Genomic DNA, 16,550 nt, shown 5'->3' with positions numbered 1-16,550 from the left:
TTGTGGCGGGGTTCCGCCTTTTATCTCTTTATCGTCCATACGATCACTGCGGAAAAGCCATTTATCAGGTTCTCCCTGTTCAAAGACCAGAACTTCGCGGCCGGAACGCTTTTGATCGCTGTCGTCGGCCTCACCTACTATGCGTCGCTGGCTTTGCAGCCTCCCTACCTACAAAGCCTGATGAACTATCCGGTCGTTACGGCGGGTCTTGTGACGGGACCGCGCGGTATTGGCACGATGGTCGCGATGCTCTTGGCCGGGCGTCTCGCGGGGCGCGTGGACTCTCGTCTGCTTTTGGGCATCGGACTTGGACTCACGTCTTGGGCGTTCTACGCGATGACAGGGTGGACGCCGGCGGTCTCACAGGGGCAGATCGTCGGTGTCGGTCTGGTGCAGGGCGCGGGACTGGGCTTTCTCTTTGTGCCGCTCAGTTCAACGAGCTTGGCCACATTGTCCCCGGAAGACCGCACGGATGGGGCGGGCGTCTACAACCTGGCCCGCAACATCGGTTCGAGTGTCGGCATCTCTGTCGTGAACACTCTGCCGACCAGGAACGTCCAGATAAACCACGCTGAGATCGTGACGCACGTCACTGCCGTTAATAGAGCTCTCGATCTTCCGGCAGTATCGCAGTTCTGGAATCCGTTTGATGGATGCCGGCCGGGCCGCACTCGATTCCGTGATCACCATGCAGGCCCAAATCATTGCCTACATCGATGACTACAAGCTGTTGATGATCGCAACTCTCGCTACGTTCCCGTTGCTCACTGTGGAGGGGGCCACGCTGTGTGGAGCTATTGGATCAAATCTGACATTTGAATCCCCCGAGGGATTCCCGAGGAGCCGATTGCATGCGAATCTGGCGCATGCGAACGGGTATTTCGATCATCGTTACTCTCTTCCGACCGTTTCCGTTTGGAGGCGCTCGTGCGGGATCGCAACGTGCCGCAGAAGCAGGTGTGGCGGGCTGAGATCGTCTTGTTGAGTGCAGACGGGCTCGGCACCAATGAGATCATGCACCAGACCGGCAAGTCCAAGACCTGCGTCTGGCGCTGGCAGGAACGCTTTATGCAAGAGGGCTTCGAGGGTCTGCTGCGCGACAAGACACGCCCCGCGCGCATTCCGCCGCTCGGAGCGGACGTTGCAGCACGCGTGGTGGCACCCACGCAGACCGATCCGCCAGGAGAGGCCACGCACTGGACCGCAACCATGATGGCGAAGGAGGCCGGCATCAGCGCCAGCTCGGTTCAGCGCATCTGGCGAGCGCACGGGCTGCAGCCGCATCGCGTCCGGCAATTCAAGCTCTCGAACGACCCCAACTTCGTCGAGAAGCTGCATGACGTGGTGGGGCTTTACGTCAATCCACCCGAGCATGCCATCGTGCTCTCGGTCGACGAGAAGAGCCAAATCCAGGCGCTCGATCGCACCCAACCGGGCCTGCCCCTCAAGAAGGGGCGCGCCGCCACTATGACACACGACTACAAACGCAACGGCACCACTACCCTGTTTGCCGCCTTCGACGTGCTCGAAGGCAAGGTCATCGGACGCTGCATGCAGAAGCATCGGCATCAGGAGTTCATCCGCTTTCTCAACCAGATCGAGGCTCAAGTCCCAGCCAAAAAAGCGGTCCATGTCATCCTCGACAACTATGCGACCCATAAACACCCGAAGGTGCGCAAATGGCTCGATCGCCATCCGCGGTTCACCTTCCATTTCACGCCCACCTCGTCATCGTGGCTCAATGCCGTCGAAGGCTTCTTTGCCAAACTCTCCAAACGGCGTCTCAAACGCGGTGTCTTCCGGTCGGTCCGTGAACTCAAGGCCGTCATCAACCGCTTCCTCGACCAAACCAACAATGATCCCAAGCCCTTCACTTGGACCGCAGATCCCGACAAAATCGTCGCCGCCGTCAAACGAGGGCACCAACTGTTAGATTCGATCCACTATGAGCCGTCGGGTGTTCGGACAAGTTGGAGCTTCACATGGCCAAGCGTATTAAACAACATGCAAGGGTCTCGGGAGCACCACAAGAGCACATACGTCAATGGCAGACGGGCTAGATGGAGGCGCTTTAGAAACGCCAATATGATACGCGAACTAAATACCGAGGAGACGGCCATACCGGCGAACGCCGATCTTGTCTCAATACTTGCCAGGGTTTCGAGCTTCTCGACCGCGCGCATCACAGCTCCGCGGCAGCGCATTCTCGAGCCGATGTCAAGGTCATCGACCGGTAGTTCCCTTGGGTCATCGTCGGCACCTGTAGCTATCATAGGCTACCAGACGATTGACCGGTGATGGTGGCTTAACGTAGCCATATGCTTGGTCTAGCGCGCGACTACCGATCGTGGTCATCGGCCAAGATCAGCGTATCCTTCGCGGCGGCCTAAGAACAAGAACACGCTTATGGAAGGAGCTCGATAGGGAGGGATGAATTGTACGTACACTCCAAGCGGATGCTTATCAAGAACGCCATTTTGGCGGGCCTCCCTCCAGCATGCTTTGCTGCGATTCTCCCGTTTCTCGAGCAAGTCACTCTAAAGGAACGGCTGAGCTTGCAGGGGCCAAGGAAGCCTGTCGGGCACGTTTATTTCGTAGAGTCAGGAATCGTATCGCTGAGAACAGTCGCAACCGAAGGTTTCGTGGAAATCGCAACGATCGGAGCTCAGGGAGCTGTTGGGATCTCCAGCTTGTTGGGTGGGCACCTTCCAGCGCATCAATCAATCGTGCTTCTTCCTGGAAGCGCACTCAGGATCGGCACCGAGGATTTTTGGCGCGTATTCGGCGAGTCTCCTGAATTTCGGTGCCGCCTATTGCGATATGCACAAGGCCTCGCGATACATGAGGCTCAGACCACATTCTGCGCCGTTCGGCACAAGCTCGAGCAGCGCTTGGCAAATTGGCTCTGTCTGGCGAGCGACGTCCTCGACGGCGCCGTCCTCGCGCTTCTTTGGGGGCCATCAGACCGACGGCTCGTCGCATTGACGCATGGCGGCGGCCAAACACGCCGCGCTCGGAACAACGCTGGAGTGATCCTGGCTCGAGCAGGAACGGCCCCGGCCTCGGTCAGCTGCGTCCCGCGAGCACCGCGTAGGACGAGTTGCACAGGAGTGCGCCAGCTGAGAGGCACATCCACCAGCCAGGTCGCGAACGCTGTCTTGTGACGGCCGGATCGCCTATGCCGACAAGTACAGCGATTCTGGGGAGCGCGCGCGGATGAGTGGAATTGCTGCAGGAGCCGCCGCATGACCGCTTCCGGTTCCCTATGAGTGGGACCGGCGTTTCTGGGACGCGGCAAAGAAGCAGAAGCTCGTTGTTCAGTGCTGCGGACGATGCAAAAAGGTCCGCAGCTTTCTGAGACTTATGTGTCCGAGCCGAAGCCTGGAATTTGAATGGCTCAAAGCCGGAACGGGAATCACAAGAACGCTGATCAGAAAAAAGAAAGAGAGGAAACTGCATGGCCCGCCTGCCCTATCTCGAGGCTGACCAGGTCGCGCCCGAATATCGCAACATGCTCAAGCGCAACACCAATCTGCACAAGCTGCTCGTCAACTCACCCGACATGGCGCGCGCCTTCAGTGGCGTGGGCGGCTATATTCGCATCAAGAGCAAGCTCAACCCGCGTTTGCGGGAGCTCGCGATCCTGCAGGTCGGTTGGCTCGAGCAATCGGAATATGAGTTCACCCATCATGTGAAGATCGGCAAGGAATTAGGCGTTAGCGACGACGATATCGCCGCTGTCATGGCGGAGACCGAAGGCAAGGAATCGAAGCTCGAACCGCTGGCAAGGACGATTCTCAAAGGCGCGCGCGAAATGGTGCGTGAGATTGCGATGTCGGAGGCTACCTTTGCCGAGATCAAGCGCCATCTCTCCGATGAAGAGATGGTCGACCTCGTGCTCACCATCGCCTTTTACTGCGGCGTGGTGCGTGTGCTCGCCACCATGAAGATCGACATCGAGCCTTATTGCAAAGAGGTACTGCAGCGGTACCCGATGCCGGGAGTGAAATGACGTGCGCCTGTAGGATCGTATTGCCATCGTCGTCGGCGCCGGGCAAAGCCCACGGCGAAGGCATGGGCAATGGCCGCGCCACCGCGATTACCTTCGCGCGCGAGGGTGCCAAGTTCTTGCGCGTCCGCCCAGGAAACCGTCGAGATGTATCGCGATGAAGGAGGACATCGCCGCCGCCTTCAAGGCCGACGTCACCAAGAATGTCGAGCTCAGGGCGATGGCGGCGGATGCAATGGCGCGCTGGGACCGCATCGACATCCTGCACGACAATGTCGGCGTCGATCTTTCGAGCGACGATGCCGAGCTTGCTCAGATCAGTGAAGAGGCGTCGACCGCTGCGTCGCGATCAATTTGAGGAACGGTACTTTCGCCGTCAAACACGTGATCCCGGTCATGCGACAACAGAAGAGGGGCACCATCATCAACATCACCTCAATCGCCGCGATCACGACGTACCCTTACGTCGGCTACAAGGCGACCAAAAGAACGATGATCGCCTTCACCGAGCAACTCGGGAACGCCCGACATTGCGGTTCATCGACACGGCAGCCGGCCGCGGTCGCTGACCGGCAGCTTCGGGCCGATTGAGATTGCGGTCACGGGCGCGGCTCAACATGATCGACGGCAAGACCACCGAGTGGAAGAGCCAATCGGTGCGGGCCTACCAGCGGCGCACGCTGGCCGCCGACGCACTGATCGCCGGCTGGTACCTGGCCGACACTAACACGCGCCGTATGCGCCGCGCGCTCAGCGCTTTGCTCGCTGGTGCCGTCGGCAAGGACATGGTGAGCCGAGTCTGGCGCAAGGTGAAGAGCGACTGGGACGCCTGGAATGCCCGCTCACTGGCCGAAGAGCCGATCGTGCAGTTGATCCTCGACAGCACCGTGGTGCGCGTGCCGCTCGACCGCAAGGCGACCTCGATCTTGCTGCTGGTCGTCATCGGCGGGCGGACGGTCAGAAGGTGTTGCTTGCCATCAAGAGTATGGGCGGCGAGAGTACCCAAGCCTGGCGTGCAGTGCTCGACGATCTCACCCGGCGCGGCCTGCGCCGTTCTGGATTCCTCATTGTCGGCGGTGCACCGGGCTCGCGGCCGCGATCGCCGCCGTCTGGGACGGCGTGCCGGTGCAGCGCTGTACCGTGCACCAGCACATTAACCTGCTGGCGCACGCGCCTGAGCGGCTGCACGAAGAGATCACCTCCGATTGCGACGACATGATCTACGCCGCGACGCGGGCCATTCTTCCGTCCCGGCCATCGGTCTCGCAGCAGCCGCGCGCAAGCGCGGTCAAGGCCGGTCGGCATTTGCGGCCACCGCAAGGCTGGGCCTTGACCGGCACGAGCACGGCTCGGTACGCTGGCGTGGAACGGGACTGCACGCGTGGCTAGAACTTGCCGTCGGCCGCGATTATAGTTGCTAGGCGCGGGCGACTTCGTGACGCGTCGACTGCAAGTGAGACTGCCTATTTTGCCGAGCCGAGGCGTCCGCGCAGCGGCTTTTGGCCGCCGCGGTTTCCGTTACGACACGAATCGTTCGTAGCTTTGCTCCGCCTGGGCGGCAATCAACATCTGGCGGTCGCGCATCGCCTTGACGTTGTGGAGACTGGTCCACGCCGGCTGCCTTTCTGTTGCGGATGTCCGGCTTGAAGTTGCATCGCGCGGATCTTGTTGGCGACCAGCGCTGGGCGCCCACAGGTAATCCTCGCCCTTCGTCAACAAATACCAGCAGAGCACAGTGAACTTCCGAGCCACTTCCGAGCCACGGCCGCCGCGGCGATCTGATAGCGGCGCCGCGCGCGGATGCGCACTAAAAAAGCATGCAGCGGACCGGGCGCCTTGGCCGCTGCCCAGGCCGCCTCGACCAGCATGGCGCGCGCACGACTGCGGCCGATCTTGCTCACCAGCTTCTGCGGGCTGTTGAACCGGCTGATGTCGCCGATCGCCGCCACGATCCCGGGGGCGACTGCCAGATTCACGCCGGTGATCGTCATCAATCTGTTGACCGCGGAATCCTCGATTGCGTCCTGCGCGATTTCGTGGTCAATCGCTGCCGTCAGCCCGTCAGTTCATTCTTGCCACCCCGTCACCGTTCGCCCCTTGTGCTCCACCGACAACACCTTGCGAGCTGGGAAACAATTCCATGCCCCTCACTCGTAGGTATTTCTTGTCGACTTTACCCAGGATATTTTCCGGCAACACCTCCAGAAATGCCACGTGCTCTGGGACTTTGAACGGAGCGAGGAGGCGCGTGCAATAATCGATAACTGACGTGGGGTCTAGCCGCCCTGTTCCATTGCTCACGATAAAGGCAACTATTCGCTCTTCACGAAATTCGTCCGGGATACCAACAACAGCGACCTCCTTGACGCCGCTATAGGTTGCAACCGCACGCTCCACCTCGGCCGCGGCGATGTTGAAGCCCGAGCGTTTGATCATGTCCTTCTTGCGATCGAGATACCATAAGTACCCGTCTTCATCGACATGACCGGTATCGCCGCTATTCAACCAACCTCCGGCGAACAGCTCCTCGGTCAGATGCGGGTCCTTGTAATAGCCGCCGCTTAGGCCATAGCGGGAGAACGATTGTAGCAGGATCTCCCCGCTGTCCCCGACACCGCCGTCGGTACCGTCCTCGCGCTTGATCTTAAGACGTATTCCCGGGATCGGCGGTCCGGCGCTGCCAGCTTTCCAAAGTGAATCGACGGGCGAACAGGTAGCCATCCCCAAGGACTCGGTAAGGCCATACAACTCGACCAGGCGGATGCCCCCGAATTGATCCGAGAATTCGCGCCGACGGTCGTTGTCAAGCGGCAACGCAAACTGAGCGCGTCGAACCCGGTGTTGGCGATCTTGGGGAACACGTGGATGGTTGAGGACCATCTTGACGTGAGTGGCGTTAAACGCGGTGAACGTGATGTCGTGCTCGACCAGCATCGTTGATAATTTGCTAGCGGAGAACTTCTCGATCATTACGATCGTCGCTCCTTTCAGGATGACCGGATTTACAAGCGAAACGCCTCCGTTCGCGTGATACAGGGGAAAGTAGTGCAGCAAGCGATCATCTACCGTGTAATCGAACGCACTCACACGGTTAAGCCCGGCGACGAACAGGTTTCCATGGCTCCACAGCACGCCTTTCGGCCGACCGCTCGTTCCCGACGTGTACATGATCATTGCAAGTTCATCGACGCTCGGGAATGGCTCGTCGAACCTGTCCGAATTCTCGACGAGCATGCGGTTGAGCATTGCGCTGCCAGTGTCCATCGCTCCACAGTCGACGGTAATGATCGAGCCGACGCTTGCTTGTTCGGCGGCTATTGCTCGGACGAGTGCCTCGGTCTCCCTTGCGACAATGATTGCTGCAACGTCACCGTTTGAAACCTGGTATCTGATCTCATCTTCCGCAGCGAGCGTGCTACAGGTGACATAGACGGCCCCCATTCGCTGGATCGCGAATGCGGCTGCAAGGTACTCTGGACAGTTTGGCAAGTAGATCATGACGTGCTCGCCACGACGTATTCCAAGAGCACGCAGACCGTTGGCGATCTGGCACACGGCGCGGCCGAATTGGCCGTAAGTAATCTTTAGTCCGCGATATTCGATGAACGACTTTGAGGGAATCACTTCTCGATTGTACGCGAGTGCTCGCGAAATCGTTCGCTGTCCCACCATGTCCCAGCCGACCACTGGCTTAGCCTCTTGTGTCATATAACGATCCTTACGTTAGGGCTGAACGGCTTGCCGTTTGCCCGAAATACAGCATCTTCACCTCTGACGCGACGGTCGCACCGTCGGCGTCGTGAAGAATGCGACCACTCATTCCTGATCTACGTCCGGTCCCAACTCGATAGAACGAAGCCTTCTCAAAGGCCTCAGTCGTCGCCCTTCACCACCCGAAATTCTGGCAGCATCACGTCTTCGCTGATCTTGTGGAAGACAACTTCGACGGGCTGATCTATGTGCAGATCGTCTTCCCTGAGCCCATCCATTTGCAAGCCACCGACAAGGTGAACGTCGGGGTAATCTTCGAGTTCGATGATCCCGACCGTAAAAGGAAACTTGACGAATGCCGGGTGAAATGACTGATAGAGCGTGTTCCAGGAGTAGAGTCGGCCTTTACCAGAGGCTTTGAGCCATTCAAATTCCAGGCTTCGGCAGCTCGGACACATAAGTCTCGGAAAGCTGCGGACCTTTTTGCAACGTCCGCAGCACTGAACAACGAGCTCCTGCTTCTTTGCCGCGTCCCAGAAACCCCGGTCCCATTCATAGGGAACCGGAAGCGGTCGTGCGGCGGCTCCTGCAATAACTCCACTCATCCCCGCACGCTCCCCAGAATGGCTGCACTTGTCGGCATAGGCGACCCGGCCGTCACAAGACAGGTTTCAGCGTTCGCGACCTGGCTGGTGGATGTGCCTCTCAGCTGGCGCACTCCCTCAAGGAGGTGATTCACGCCCTGGATGTAGCCTTCGGCTAGATTGCCTCCTGCGGTGTTAACGGGGATGGATCCGTTGGGAGAAATGTGCCCATCATCGACAAAGCCACCCGCCTCGCCCTTCCCGCAAAATCCGTAATCTTCAAGTTGCTGCATCAAGGCAGGCGTGAAGCAGTCATAGAGCTGCGCGACGTCGATATCCTTCGGTGCGACACCTGCTTCGCGATACACCTCAGCGGCTGCCAACCGGCCCGAACTCTCTAGAATGTTCTTCCGACCGATAAGGGAATGGCGCGGGCCTTGAATCTCGGGCATGGACGCCTGGGCGACAGCCTTCACATAGACGGGCTTCCCCTTCAGATCGGCCGCTCGCTCGGGCGTCGTCACAACCAGGGCGACCGCACCATCGGTCTGCAAGCACATATCAAACTTGCGCAGAGGAGATGAAATGACCGGCGACGCAAAGTAATCCTCAAGGGTCAAGGTCTTGTTATAAAGTTGAGCGTTCGGATTGCGGTTCGCATACGTCCTTGCCGTCACCGCAACTTTTCCAAGTTGCTCGTTGGTCATTCCGTATTCATGCATCCGGCGCCGAGCCATCATCGCATAGAGCTGAGAAGGCGCCGTGAAGCCGTGCGGCATCAGGAAGTTTTCGTAGCTAGGGTCCTGATTTCGATACAGATGATACGTATCGCCGGTCCCGGGACGGATCCCCGATCGACCATTCAGCGTCCGATAGACAACGACATAGTTTGCCCGGCCACAGGCGACGGCCAGCGACGCCTGACCGAGAAGTGCGCAGCTGGCCGATCCGCCAAAATCCACGCACGACCAGAACCGGACCAACGGCAGCCCGAGATTGTGGGCCACCAGAGCCTCTGACGCGCCGGTTTGCGCGACTCCATAACGCACGAGCCCGTCCACCTGATCGGGCTCAAGGCCCGCATCGTCAAGCGCTTCGGTGATTGCCTCAAGAGCCAGACGCAGCTCGCTGCGCCCGGAGCGCGACGAGAATTCAGTCCTGCCAATGCCGACGATCACGGCTCGATCTTTGACGCTATTCATGTCCGCTCCGATCATTCTCAACACTACCGCTTTTCAACATTACGGGCTCACGCGGAATGTCTTCGCCTGGTCGTTCGCACCTTCGACCCGACAAAAGCCGATCTTGATCGCATCAGCAGCGAGCGCGGATCCTGTCGTCGGCAGCGTGGACAGTACCAGCGCTGCAAAAAGCTCGATGTTCATCTTGCCTCCCTGAGCGCGTGAGCGCGCACCCAACTCTTCTTTTTCAATCGCCCACTTTTGCAGGCGCCATCTCACGTCGAACGGCTTTTCCACGCAGGCAGACGCGGGGTGCGCTCGTGCCCGCCACCCGCTCTTGTCCACCGCACGACGGCTCTGCTCAGCCCACGGTTCGACACCTGTGGGAGAAGTGGAGACTTTATTTTGGATACGATATCTGATATCCGACTGTCAATGCCCCCGCGGCGGACCCGAGAGCATCACCTGTGGCGAGTGCAGACGATGGGAATAAGTTCAATCCGTTTAAGCGGCGCTCGCGGAGCACGACCGCTGTCGATCAAATAAAGAGCCTTGTTCGGGAAAATATGCGACTCGGCGAAGCGGACGTTGTGAGTGTCACAGAGATCGCCTGCGCTGATCCGCAATGCGCGGGGCCCGAGACAATTGTGCTTATCATGCGAGGCAGCAAGCCGACTCAGGCCTTGAAGTTTCTCAAAGGAATTGCCGAGGTGTCACCTGACGACGTGCGTCAAGGGTGTGCCTCGGCTGTTCGGCCTAGCTCATAGCCGGGCCGTTACCGCAAATTCGTTGTCCAGGAGAATCAGAAATGAACGGCCCCACATCCACTTTCTATCAATGATGCCGATCTGATCGGTTACTTTGAAAAGCTGAGCAACTGGGGCGGAGAGGCTATTACGCCTGAGCGTCTGAACGCCTGCGAAAAAGCCGAGGAGCTGACTGTAAGTGAAGTGCATGCTTGATCTCACCTCCCGGAAACGCATCCTCCAGCGCCGCGAATGTCGGTCGCGTCGCGGCGACTTGCCGGATCTATTAAGCCTGATCGGTGCGGGCTCAAGTGTCGTCCACGAAGTGCTCGGTGATGCCGAATGAGTCCGTCAGGACGCCGGATGCCATTCCCCGGAAGGCCACGATCCTGAGAGGGTAGTTGCGCCCGACCTACGAGGACCTTGCTGGCCTTTGGTTGCCATAGGCTAAGCCTTGGTGGGTCTCCATTCGATCGTTTATGATTGACGCAAGGGGGCGTTTGAGCTGACTTGGTAGCTGACGGATCTGGCGACGTCTTGTGGGCGTATGCCTAAAGAACGACCGTTCATGGAAGAAGCAGACCAAGGACGGGTCGTCAGTGCAGTTTTGCGACGTTCGCGACAAGCTTGCGCTCGGCCGCTCTGGCCGCGGACTGAAAACCGAGGGCGAAGAATGTCACGTCGGATAGTCTGCCAGCTGGCGGACTCGACCGCGGAGAGCGGAGTCGATCGGCTACCTGCCAACATGGCAGACCAAAGCAAGCATATCCTGCTCGGATCCATCGGCTGCGCTGTGGCGGCCATTGATGCGCCGAAGGGCCGCGCGGGCATTCAGACTCTCGGCAGCAACGAGGGTTTCGCCGGCCGGCCCGTCGCTCTTGAATCTCAGGACAACGAAACAAAGCCCCAGCGGGCGATCAAGTGGGCGCGATGACGGCTGGTGCGGGATGGACAACATGAACTGGTCACTATTCCTGGCCCAGGTCCTGGCAGGCGTCGCTAACGGCGGGCTATACTTCCTGGTCGCATCTGGGCTCACGCTGCTTTGGGGCGCGCTCGGCGTCGTCAACCTCGCGCACGGGTCCTATTTTATGCTCGCCGCATTCGGCGTCGCGGCGTGTATCCAGCAGTGGGGGACCGAGGCGGGCTTTGTGGTCGGGTGCCTCGCCGTCCCAGCGCTCGTCGCGCTCCTCGCTGCTGGGCTGGAGGTTTCGCTGTTCCGCCGCGTCTATCACTCGGGCATGTGGGGGCAGCTGCTAGTGTCGTTCGGGCTCGTCCTGGTGTTGAACAACGTGACGCGGCTGGTGTTCGGAACGCGACCGCTGTCGATGTCGCCGCCGCGCCCGCTGGCCGGATTCATCGAATTGGGCTCGGTCAGGCTGGCAAGCTATCAAGTCGCGGTGCTCACGGTCACTGCAGTCGTGGCGATCTATCTCTGGGTCGTGCTGACGCGTAGCAGGACCGGCCGGCTGATCCGGGCAGCGGTCGACGATCCCCAGATGCTCGAAGCGGTGGGCGTCGACGTGCGACGGCTGCGAACCAGTGTGATGGCCATCGCAGCGCTGCTTGCTGGCATCGCGGGTGCCATCACCGTTCCTCGCGGCGCGATCAACACGGGACTGGACGTTGAGATAGTCCTCATCGCGTTTGCTGTGGTCGTGGTGGGCGGGCTCGGCTCGGTCTGGGGCGGTCTCACCGCCGCCATGCTGATCGGGGTGGCCGAGACAGTCTCGACGCTGTTCATCGACCAGGGCGGTGAAGTCATCATCTTCGCGGTCATGGTGGTCGTTCTGCTGATCAAGCCGACCGGCTTTAGCACCATCGTCGGCAGGGAGTAAGCATGCAGCAGTTTGACACAAGAAGTGTTGGTGCGCTCCTACTCGTGGGCGTCGTGTTCGGCGTGCTGCCGCTGGTGCTGCCCGGCACCATGATGCGGGAGATCACGCGGCTGGCCGTCTTTGCCGGCTCGGCAATGACCCTGAACTTGTTGGTCGGGGCAACCGGATTGATCTCGCTGGGACAGGGCCTGTTCTTCGGGGTCGGTGCCTACGTGGTAGCGATTGGCACGATCAAGTACGGCATGCCATACGGCCACACCATACTCTTGGGTCTCGCTTTGGCAATCCCGCTGTCGCTTGCGGTGGCGCTGATCTCGTTGCGCGCCCGTCATCTCTTCTTCGGACTGTTGACGCTCGCGATCGGTCAGGTCGCCTATGTGCTGGTGGCGCGCAGCTATCGGCTGACCGGCGGCGACGATGGGCTGGTCGGCGTGACGATTCCGTTCTGGCTCGACACGGACCTGGCAAAGCATTTCCTTGCGGTCGCGGTGCTAGTCGTCATTGGGCTGCTCCTGCTGCGGCTCTTGGCGTCGCCGTTTGGAACCATGCTGGCGGCGGTGCGAGACAACGCCGACCGTATCGCGTCGTTGGGCGGCAATCCACGGCTCTACGAAATCATGGTGATGGTGATCACAGGAGTCTTGGGCACGGTATTCGGCATTGTCTCCGCGACGACGGAAGGCAATGTCGATCCCAGCATGTTCTCCTGGACTGCGAGTGCTATGTTTCTGATGATGGTCGCTCTCGGCGGTCGCTCAATCTTCCTCGGTCCGATGCTCGGGACGGTGATCCTGGAGTTGTCGCGTGGCTACGTGCAGATACATTCGGCGAACTCCGATTTGGTCGTCGGTCTGATCGTCATCGCATGTGCATTGGTATTTCCGGAAGGACTGGGGCGCGCGCTCTCGGCCCTTGCCGGCAAGCTTGCAGCCCCGCGCGGAGCCGGCGATGGGGTGAACAGTCCAGTCGAAGCGGCGGAGGGACGATCGTGAACACGAATCCGCCGCCGGCGCTGAGCGCGTCGAACGTCTCCAAATCTTTCGGCGGTTTTGTCGCGGTGAGCGGCGTTTCGCTTGACGTGCTTGAGGGTGAGGCTGTCGCTCTCATCGGCCCGAACGGCGCCGGCAAGAGCACCTTGTTCGACCTGCTGACGGGACGAAAACGACCTGACAGCGGCGAGGTGCGCCTATTCGGCGAACCGGTCACCGGCTTGCCGCCCTGGCAGCGGGTGAAGCGCGGCCTCGGTCGCTCGTTCCAGGTTAGCAGTGTCTTCCGGTCTTCGACGGTGCTGGAGAATGTGCAGATCGGCCTGATGCTCGCGCGTGGGCTTTCCTGGAATATGTTCCGGCGCGCGTCGGCCACGCTGAAACCCGAGGCCGAAGCTGTCCTTGAGAAGGTGGGACTTGCGGCGAAGCGCTCCATCTCAGCAGGCGATCTTTCATACGGCGATCAGCGCACGCTCGAACTTGCGGTCGCGCTCTCCACCAAACCACGCCTGCTGCTGCTCGATGAGCCGACGGCAGGAATGGGGCGGGGGGAATCGCACGAGTGCCTCGGTCTGATCCGCGCGATCGCGGCAAGCGAGCGGATTCCGATTGTGTTCGTCGAGCACGACATGAGCGTGGTCTTTTCCTTCGCCACCCGCATCGTCGTGCTAGTAGCCGGCAAAGTGCTCATCGACGCCGAGCCGCAGGTCGTGCGGTCGGATTCTCGCGTGAAGGAGGCTTATTTTGGCGAAGACTTCTGACGAAGTGTTGCGCGTCGCGGGGATGGACGCGGGCTACGGCCACGTCAGGGTCGTCCGCGATGCGAACGTGTCGGTCCGTATTGGCGAGGTAGTGGGACTGCTTGGCCGCAACGGTGCGGGAAAAACAACCTTTATCAACGCGGTCGCCGGGCTGATCGACGCGACAACCGGATCCATTCTCGTCGACGACAAGGAGCTGTTCGGCGTCGCCCCGAACAAACGTGTGGCCGCCGGCGTCGCAATCGTACCGAGTGGCGGCCGCCTGTTCCGTTCGCTGAGCGTTGAGGAGAACCTCACGATCGGGACGAGGCGTACCACGCAGGAGCAACTCGACTACGTGTACCGGCTGTTCCCGGAGATGGTGGCGTTGCGCGCACGCTACGCAGGCCAATTGTCGGGTGGCGAACGTCAGATGGTAGCGATCAGCCGGGCCCTGCTGCTGCGGCCAAGACTGCTCCTTCTGGATGAACCCAGCGAAGGCCTCGCGCCGATCATCGTGTTGCGACTGGCCGAAGCCATCAAAGCCTTGTGCTCGTCCGGCATTGGAATCCTGCTCGCGGAGCAGAACATCAAGTTCACCGACCTAATCTGCCATCGCTGGTACGCAATCGACAAGGGCGATATCGCGCCGCTTACGCACACGAACGGTAACCGCGGGTGTTCGCGCGCGTCATCATCGGCAGCATGACCATGCAACTATCGACTCCGTCGCAACGCTGATTAAAGGAAAACGGGCTCTCATGGAGGCATACGACTACACCGTCGTCGGTGCGGATTCCCGTATCGTCGCCGAGATGCTGCCCGAGCCGGCGCCGTCAACCGACGAGCAGCTGATCGACCACATGAAGGCAAACGGTAGCACTGGCTTGCGTCAGGTCGGGACCTGCAAGGTAGGCAATGGCGTCCGACGGTGATGGATGAGCGTTTGCGGGTGCGCGGGTAGAGCGTTTGCGTGATTCGACGCATCGATCATGCCGAAGGTTACGGCGGGGAATACGAACGCGCCGGCGATCATGATCGACGAGAAGAAGGTGACATGACCCGCGGCCCCGTCACATGACTTGAGCTGAGCTCGGGGGGAACTGCTGTACGCTAATTCCAGGCAGACAGGACTATCGCAAACACCGATCAATAGAGGGGAGACAAACATGAAACGAACAGTACTTGCCGTGGTACTTTGCATGAGTGCGGCGTCTGTCAGCGCGCAAACGGGCGCGCCGATCAAGATCGCCGGCTCGTTTGATATGTCGGGGCCACTTGCCCAACTGGGCAAGGATGCCCTTCTCGGTGTGCAATATGCTGTTGAGATTCTGAACAACAGGGATGGTGTTCTTGGCCGCAAGGTTGAGCTGGAATACCAGGATAATGGCACCAACCCCGGACGCGCGATCGACCAGACCACGGCGTTGGTTCGCGGCGGCGCGGTGATGCTGGTGGCGCCTCAGTCATCGACAACCACGCTTGCCGTAACTAAATCGGTTTCCGCCAAATTGAAGGTGCCTATGTGCGTGGCGTCTGCCGGAGCCGATGAAATTACGATCAAGGAGTTTCAGCCTTACATGTTCTCGGTCACGCCCAACGTCTATCTAGAGACGCGAGCGAAGGCCGCACGGTTGGCGAAGCTGCCATACAAGCGTTACGCACTCCTGATACCCGACTACGCCGGGGGAAGGTCGACCGTTGCCAGATTTAAGGCATTCTTGAAGGCGCTGAATCCGCAAGTGGAGTTCGTCGTCGAAGATTATCCGAAGCTTGGCGCCGTCGACTACACGGCAAGCATCAATAAGATACTTGCGGCCAAGCCGGACTACGTTTACTCGGGACTGTCCGGCAACGATCTAATAACCTTCTCGAAGCAGGCCACGGCGATCGGGTTCTTCAAGAGAATCAACAGCAACTTCAACGCGATGTATGACGAAACGGCGCTGAAAGCGCTAGGTGAGTCCGCTGCCGTCGGCAGCGAGGGCTCACAGCGCGCCCCTGCGGCCTACCTGGCCAAGGCCAACCCGCAGTCGAGCGAGTACATCGGGAAGTTCAAGGCGAGATATGGGATGTTGCCATCCGACTATACGACGTTGGCCTACGACTGTGTGATGGCTTGGGCGCAGGCCGCGACCATCGCCAAGACCACCGATGCGGATCCCATCATCCAAGCCATCGAGACGAACGAGTTCAGTTCGACGCGCGGGCCCTTGCATTTTGCCAAGTATGACCACCAGGCCGACGGCCCGATTTTCGTCGGGCGCATCGAGTACAGCGACGAATTGCAGCAGCCCGTTTTAGCGGTCACCGAACCCATTCCCGGTCGCACCGTCCGGCCCTCCGAGGCTGAGGTGCTCAAGCTTCGGCAGGCGGAATAGGCAAGCCCGGCACGCAAGCACGCGGCAGGCTATCATGCACGTAGATGGATGGATATAAATCATGTTGCACAGTGTCCTCTGGCCGGGCTGCGCCTCATAGAACTGGGCGGGTGAGCCCGTCCCGTTCAGCCGCACGTTGCTGTCGGACCTGGGCACCGAGATCGTGGGCATCCATCGGGCCCCGCCAGGATGCGACGGCGGCGCGTCCGTCGAGGGCCGCTTCAACCGTACGCCGTAGCCTCGCGCTTGACTTGAAGAAGAGCGTGGCCGCAGTCGTCAAATGGGTCATCCGCGCCGAAGCCTTGGCGCAAGGCTTCGGCCGGTGTGGTGGAGAAGCTCGAGCCGGTGCCCGGCAAATGTCTCGCGGCACGTTG

Annotated in this window: 17 protein-coding genes and 2 pseudogenes; 13 read left to right on the top strand and 6 right to left on the bottom strand. The window is 60.1% G+C overall.

From position 1 onward, the window contains the following. From V1289_RS15600 to V1289_RS15575, 6 genes and pseudogenes are all read left to right on the top strand, one after another. On the top strand, nt 1-720 hold the full coding sequence (locus tag V1289_RS15600) for an MFS transporter (protein WP_334397742.1): 720 nt from the start codon (nt 1-3) through the stop codon (nt 718-720). A gap of 146 nt (nt 721-866) precedes the next feature. Continuing rightward, a pseudogene (locus V1289_RS15595) lies at nt 867-1,941 on the top strand (IS630 family transposase); the annotation flags it as partial. A 1,516-nt stretch (nt 1,942-3,457) separates the two neighbouring features. After that, on the top strand, nt 3,458-4,012 hold the full coding sequence (locus V1289_RS15590; protein WP_334397741.1) for a carboxymuconolactone decarboxylase family protein: 555 nt from the start codon (nt 3,458-3,460) through the stop codon (nt 4,010-4,012). 154 nt (nt 4,013-4,166) lie between these two features. Continuing rightward, complete coding sequence (locus tag V1289_RS15585) at nt 4,167-4,367, top strand: SDR family NAD(P)-dependent oxidoreductase (protein ID WP_334397740.1); 201 nt, start codon at nt 4,167-4,169, stop codon at nt 4,365-4,367. Nucleotides 4,368-4,393: 26 nt separating this feature from the next. Then, the gene (locus V1289_RS15580; protein WP_334407482.1) at nt 4,394-4,600 is read left to right on the top strand and encodes an SDR family NAD(P)-dependent oxidoreductase; all 207 of its coding nucleotides are present in this window, start codon (nt 4,394-4,396) and stop codon (nt 4,598-4,600) included. Continuing rightward, nucleotides 4,545-5,263: pseudogene (locus V1289_RS15575) on the top strand (IS256 family transposase); the annotation flags it as partial. The gene V1289_RS15580 and the pseudogene V1289_RS15575, both read left to right, overlap by 56 nt. Nucleotides 5,264-5,721: 458 nt before the next feature. On the opposite strand, the gene V1289_RS15570 reads toward V1289_RS15575, so the two are convergent. The 6 genes from V1289_RS15570 to V1289_RS15545 form a co-directional block, all read right to left on the bottom strand. Then, the gene (locus tag V1289_RS15570; protein WP_334407480.1) at nt 5,722-6,000 is read right to left on the bottom strand and encodes a transposase; all 279 of its coding nucleotides are present in this window, start codon (nt 5,998-6,000) and stop codon (nt 5,722-5,724) included. A gap of 70 nt (nt 6,001-6,070) precedes the next feature. Next, entirely contained in the window at nt 6,071-7,717 is a 1,647-nt protein-coding gene (locus V1289_RS15565; protein ID WP_334397739.1) for a class I adenylate-forming enzyme family protein, read from the bottom strand. Between the two features lie 164 nt (nt 7,718-7,881). Continuing rightward, the gene (locus V1289_RS15560; protein ID WP_334397738.1) at nt 7,882-8,325 is read right to left on the bottom strand and encodes a Zn-ribbon domain-containing OB-fold protein; all 444 of its coding nucleotides are present in this window, start codon (nt 8,323-8,325) and stop codon (nt 7,882-7,884) included. Then, entirely contained in the window at nt 8,322-9,506 is a 1,185-nt protein-coding gene (locus tag V1289_RS15555) for a thiolase C-terminal domain-containing protein (protein WP_334397737.1), read from the bottom strand. The genes V1289_RS15560 and V1289_RS15555 overlap by 4 nt, the downstream gene beginning before the upstream one ends. A gap of 39 nt (nt 9,507-9,545) precedes the next feature. Next, on the bottom strand, nt 9,546-9,782 hold the full coding sequence (locus V1289_RS15550; RefSeq protein WP_334397736.1) for a hypothetical protein: 237 nt from the start codon (nt 9,780-9,782) through the stop codon (nt 9,546-9,548). A 464-nt stretch (nt 9,783-10,246) separates the two neighbouring features. Then, nucleotides 10,247-10,441 (bottom strand): hypothetical protein, encoded by a 195-nt coding sequence (locus tag V1289_RS15545; protein WP_334397735.1) that lies wholly within the window; start codon nt 10,439-10,441, stop codon nt 10,247-10,249. A gap of 535 nt (nt 10,442-10,976) precedes the next feature. Here V1289_RS15545 and V1289_RS15540 point away from each other — a divergent pair. From V1289_RS15540 to V1289_RS15510, 7 genes are all read left to right on the top strand, one after another. Further along, a complete protein-coding gene (locus V1289_RS15540; RefSeq protein ID WP_334397734.1) occupies nt 10,977-11,165 on the top strand; it encodes a hypothetical protein in 189 nt (62 codons plus the stop codon). 22 nt (nt 11,166-11,187) lie between these two features. Next, nucleotides 11,188-12,069 (top strand): branched-chain amino acid ABC transporter permease, encoded by an 882-nt coding sequence (locus tag V1289_RS15535; RefSeq protein ID WP_334397733.1) that lies wholly within the window; start codon nt 11,188-11,190, stop codon nt 12,067-12,069. 2 nt (nt 12,070-12,071) lie between these two features. Further along, nucleotides 12,072-13,061 carry a branched-chain amino acid ABC transporter permease gene (locus V1289_RS15530; RefSeq protein WP_334397732.1) on the top strand — a complete coding sequence of 330 codons (990 nt, stop codon included), beginning with the start codon at nt 12,072-12,074 and terminating at the stop codon, nt 13,059-13,061. A 65-nt stretch (nt 13,062-13,126) separates the two neighbouring features. Further along, a complete protein-coding gene (locus V1289_RS15525) occupies nt 13,127-13,816 on the top strand; it encodes an ABC transporter ATP-binding protein (protein WP_334397731.1) in 690 nt (229 codons plus the stop codon). After that, a complete protein-coding gene (locus tag V1289_RS15520) occupies nt 13,800-14,504 on the top strand; it encodes an ABC transporter ATP-binding protein (protein WP_334397730.1) in 705 nt (234 codons plus the stop codon). Before V1289_RS15525 ends, V1289_RS15520 begins: the two co-directional genes overlap by 17 nt. 52 nt (nt 14,505-14,556) lie before the next feature. Continuing rightward, nucleotides 14,557-14,730, top strand: coding sequence for a hypothetical protein (locus V1289_RS15515; RefSeq protein WP_334397729.1), 174 nt, complete (start codon nt 14,557-14,559; stop codon nt 14,728-14,730). A gap of 234 nt (nt 14,731-14,964) precedes the next feature. After that, a complete protein-coding gene (locus tag V1289_RS15510) occupies nt 14,965-16,176 on the top strand; it encodes an ABC transporter substrate-binding protein (protein ID WP_334397728.1) in 1,212 nt (403 codons plus the stop codon). The last annotated feature ends 374 nt before the right edge of the window (nt 16,177-16,550 follow it).

The sequence above is a fragment of the Bradyrhizobium sp. AZCC 2289 genome (genome assembly GCF_036924615.1).
Classification (GTDB): Bacteria; Pseudomonadota; Alphaproteobacteria; order Rhizobiales; family Xanthobacteraceae; genus Bradyrhizobium.
This window is presented reverse-complemented; position numbering and strand designations above follow the sequence as displayed.

Coding starts and splice junctions, on each gene's coding strand:
- V1289_RS15570 (WP_334407480.1), bottom strand. CDS start 6,000: ATGACGATCACCGGCGTGAATCTGGCAGTCGCCCCCGGGATCGTGGCG.
- V1289_RS15590 (WP_334397741.1), top strand. CDS start 3,458: ATGGCCCGCCTGCCCTATCTCGAGGCTGACCAGGTCGCGCCCGAATAT.
- V1289_RS15535 (WP_334397733.1), top strand. CDS start 11,188: ATGAACTGGTCACTATTCCTGGCCCAGGTCCTGGCAGGCGTCGCTAAC.
- V1289_RS15555 (WP_334397737.1), bottom strand. CDS start 9,506: ATGAATAGCGTCAAAGATCGAGCCGTGATCGTCGGCATTGGCAGGACT.
- V1289_RS15585 (WP_334397740.1), top strand. CDS start 4,167: ATGAAGGAGGACATCGCCGCCGCCTTCAAGGCCGACGTCACCAAGAAT.
- V1289_RS15510 (WP_334397728.1), top strand. CDS start 14,965: ATGAAACGAACAGTACTTGCCGTGGTACTTTGCATGAGTGCGGCGTCT.
- V1289_RS15565 (WP_334397739.1), bottom strand. CDS start 7,717: ATGACACAAGAGGCTAAGCCAGTGGTCGGCTGGGACATGGTGGGACAG.
- V1289_RS15540 (WP_334397734.1), top strand. CDS start 10,977: ATGGCAGACCAAAGCAAGCATATCCTGCTCGGATCCATCGGCTGCGCT.
- V1289_RS15560 (WP_334397738.1), bottom strand. CDS start 8,325: ATGAGTGGAGTTATTGCAGGAGCCGCCGCACGACCGCTTCCGGTTCCC.
- V1289_RS15515 (WP_334397729.1), top strand. CDS start 14,557: ATGGAGGCATACGACTACACCGTCGTCGGTGCGGATTCCCGTATCGTC.
- V1289_RS15530 (WP_334397732.1), top strand. CDS start 12,072: ATGCAGCAGTTTGACACAAGAAGTGTTGGTGCGCTCCTACTCGTGGGC.
- V1289_RS15545 (WP_334397735.1), bottom strand. CDS start 10,441: ATGCACTTCACTTACAGTCAGCTCCTCGGCTTTTTCGCAGGCGTTCAG.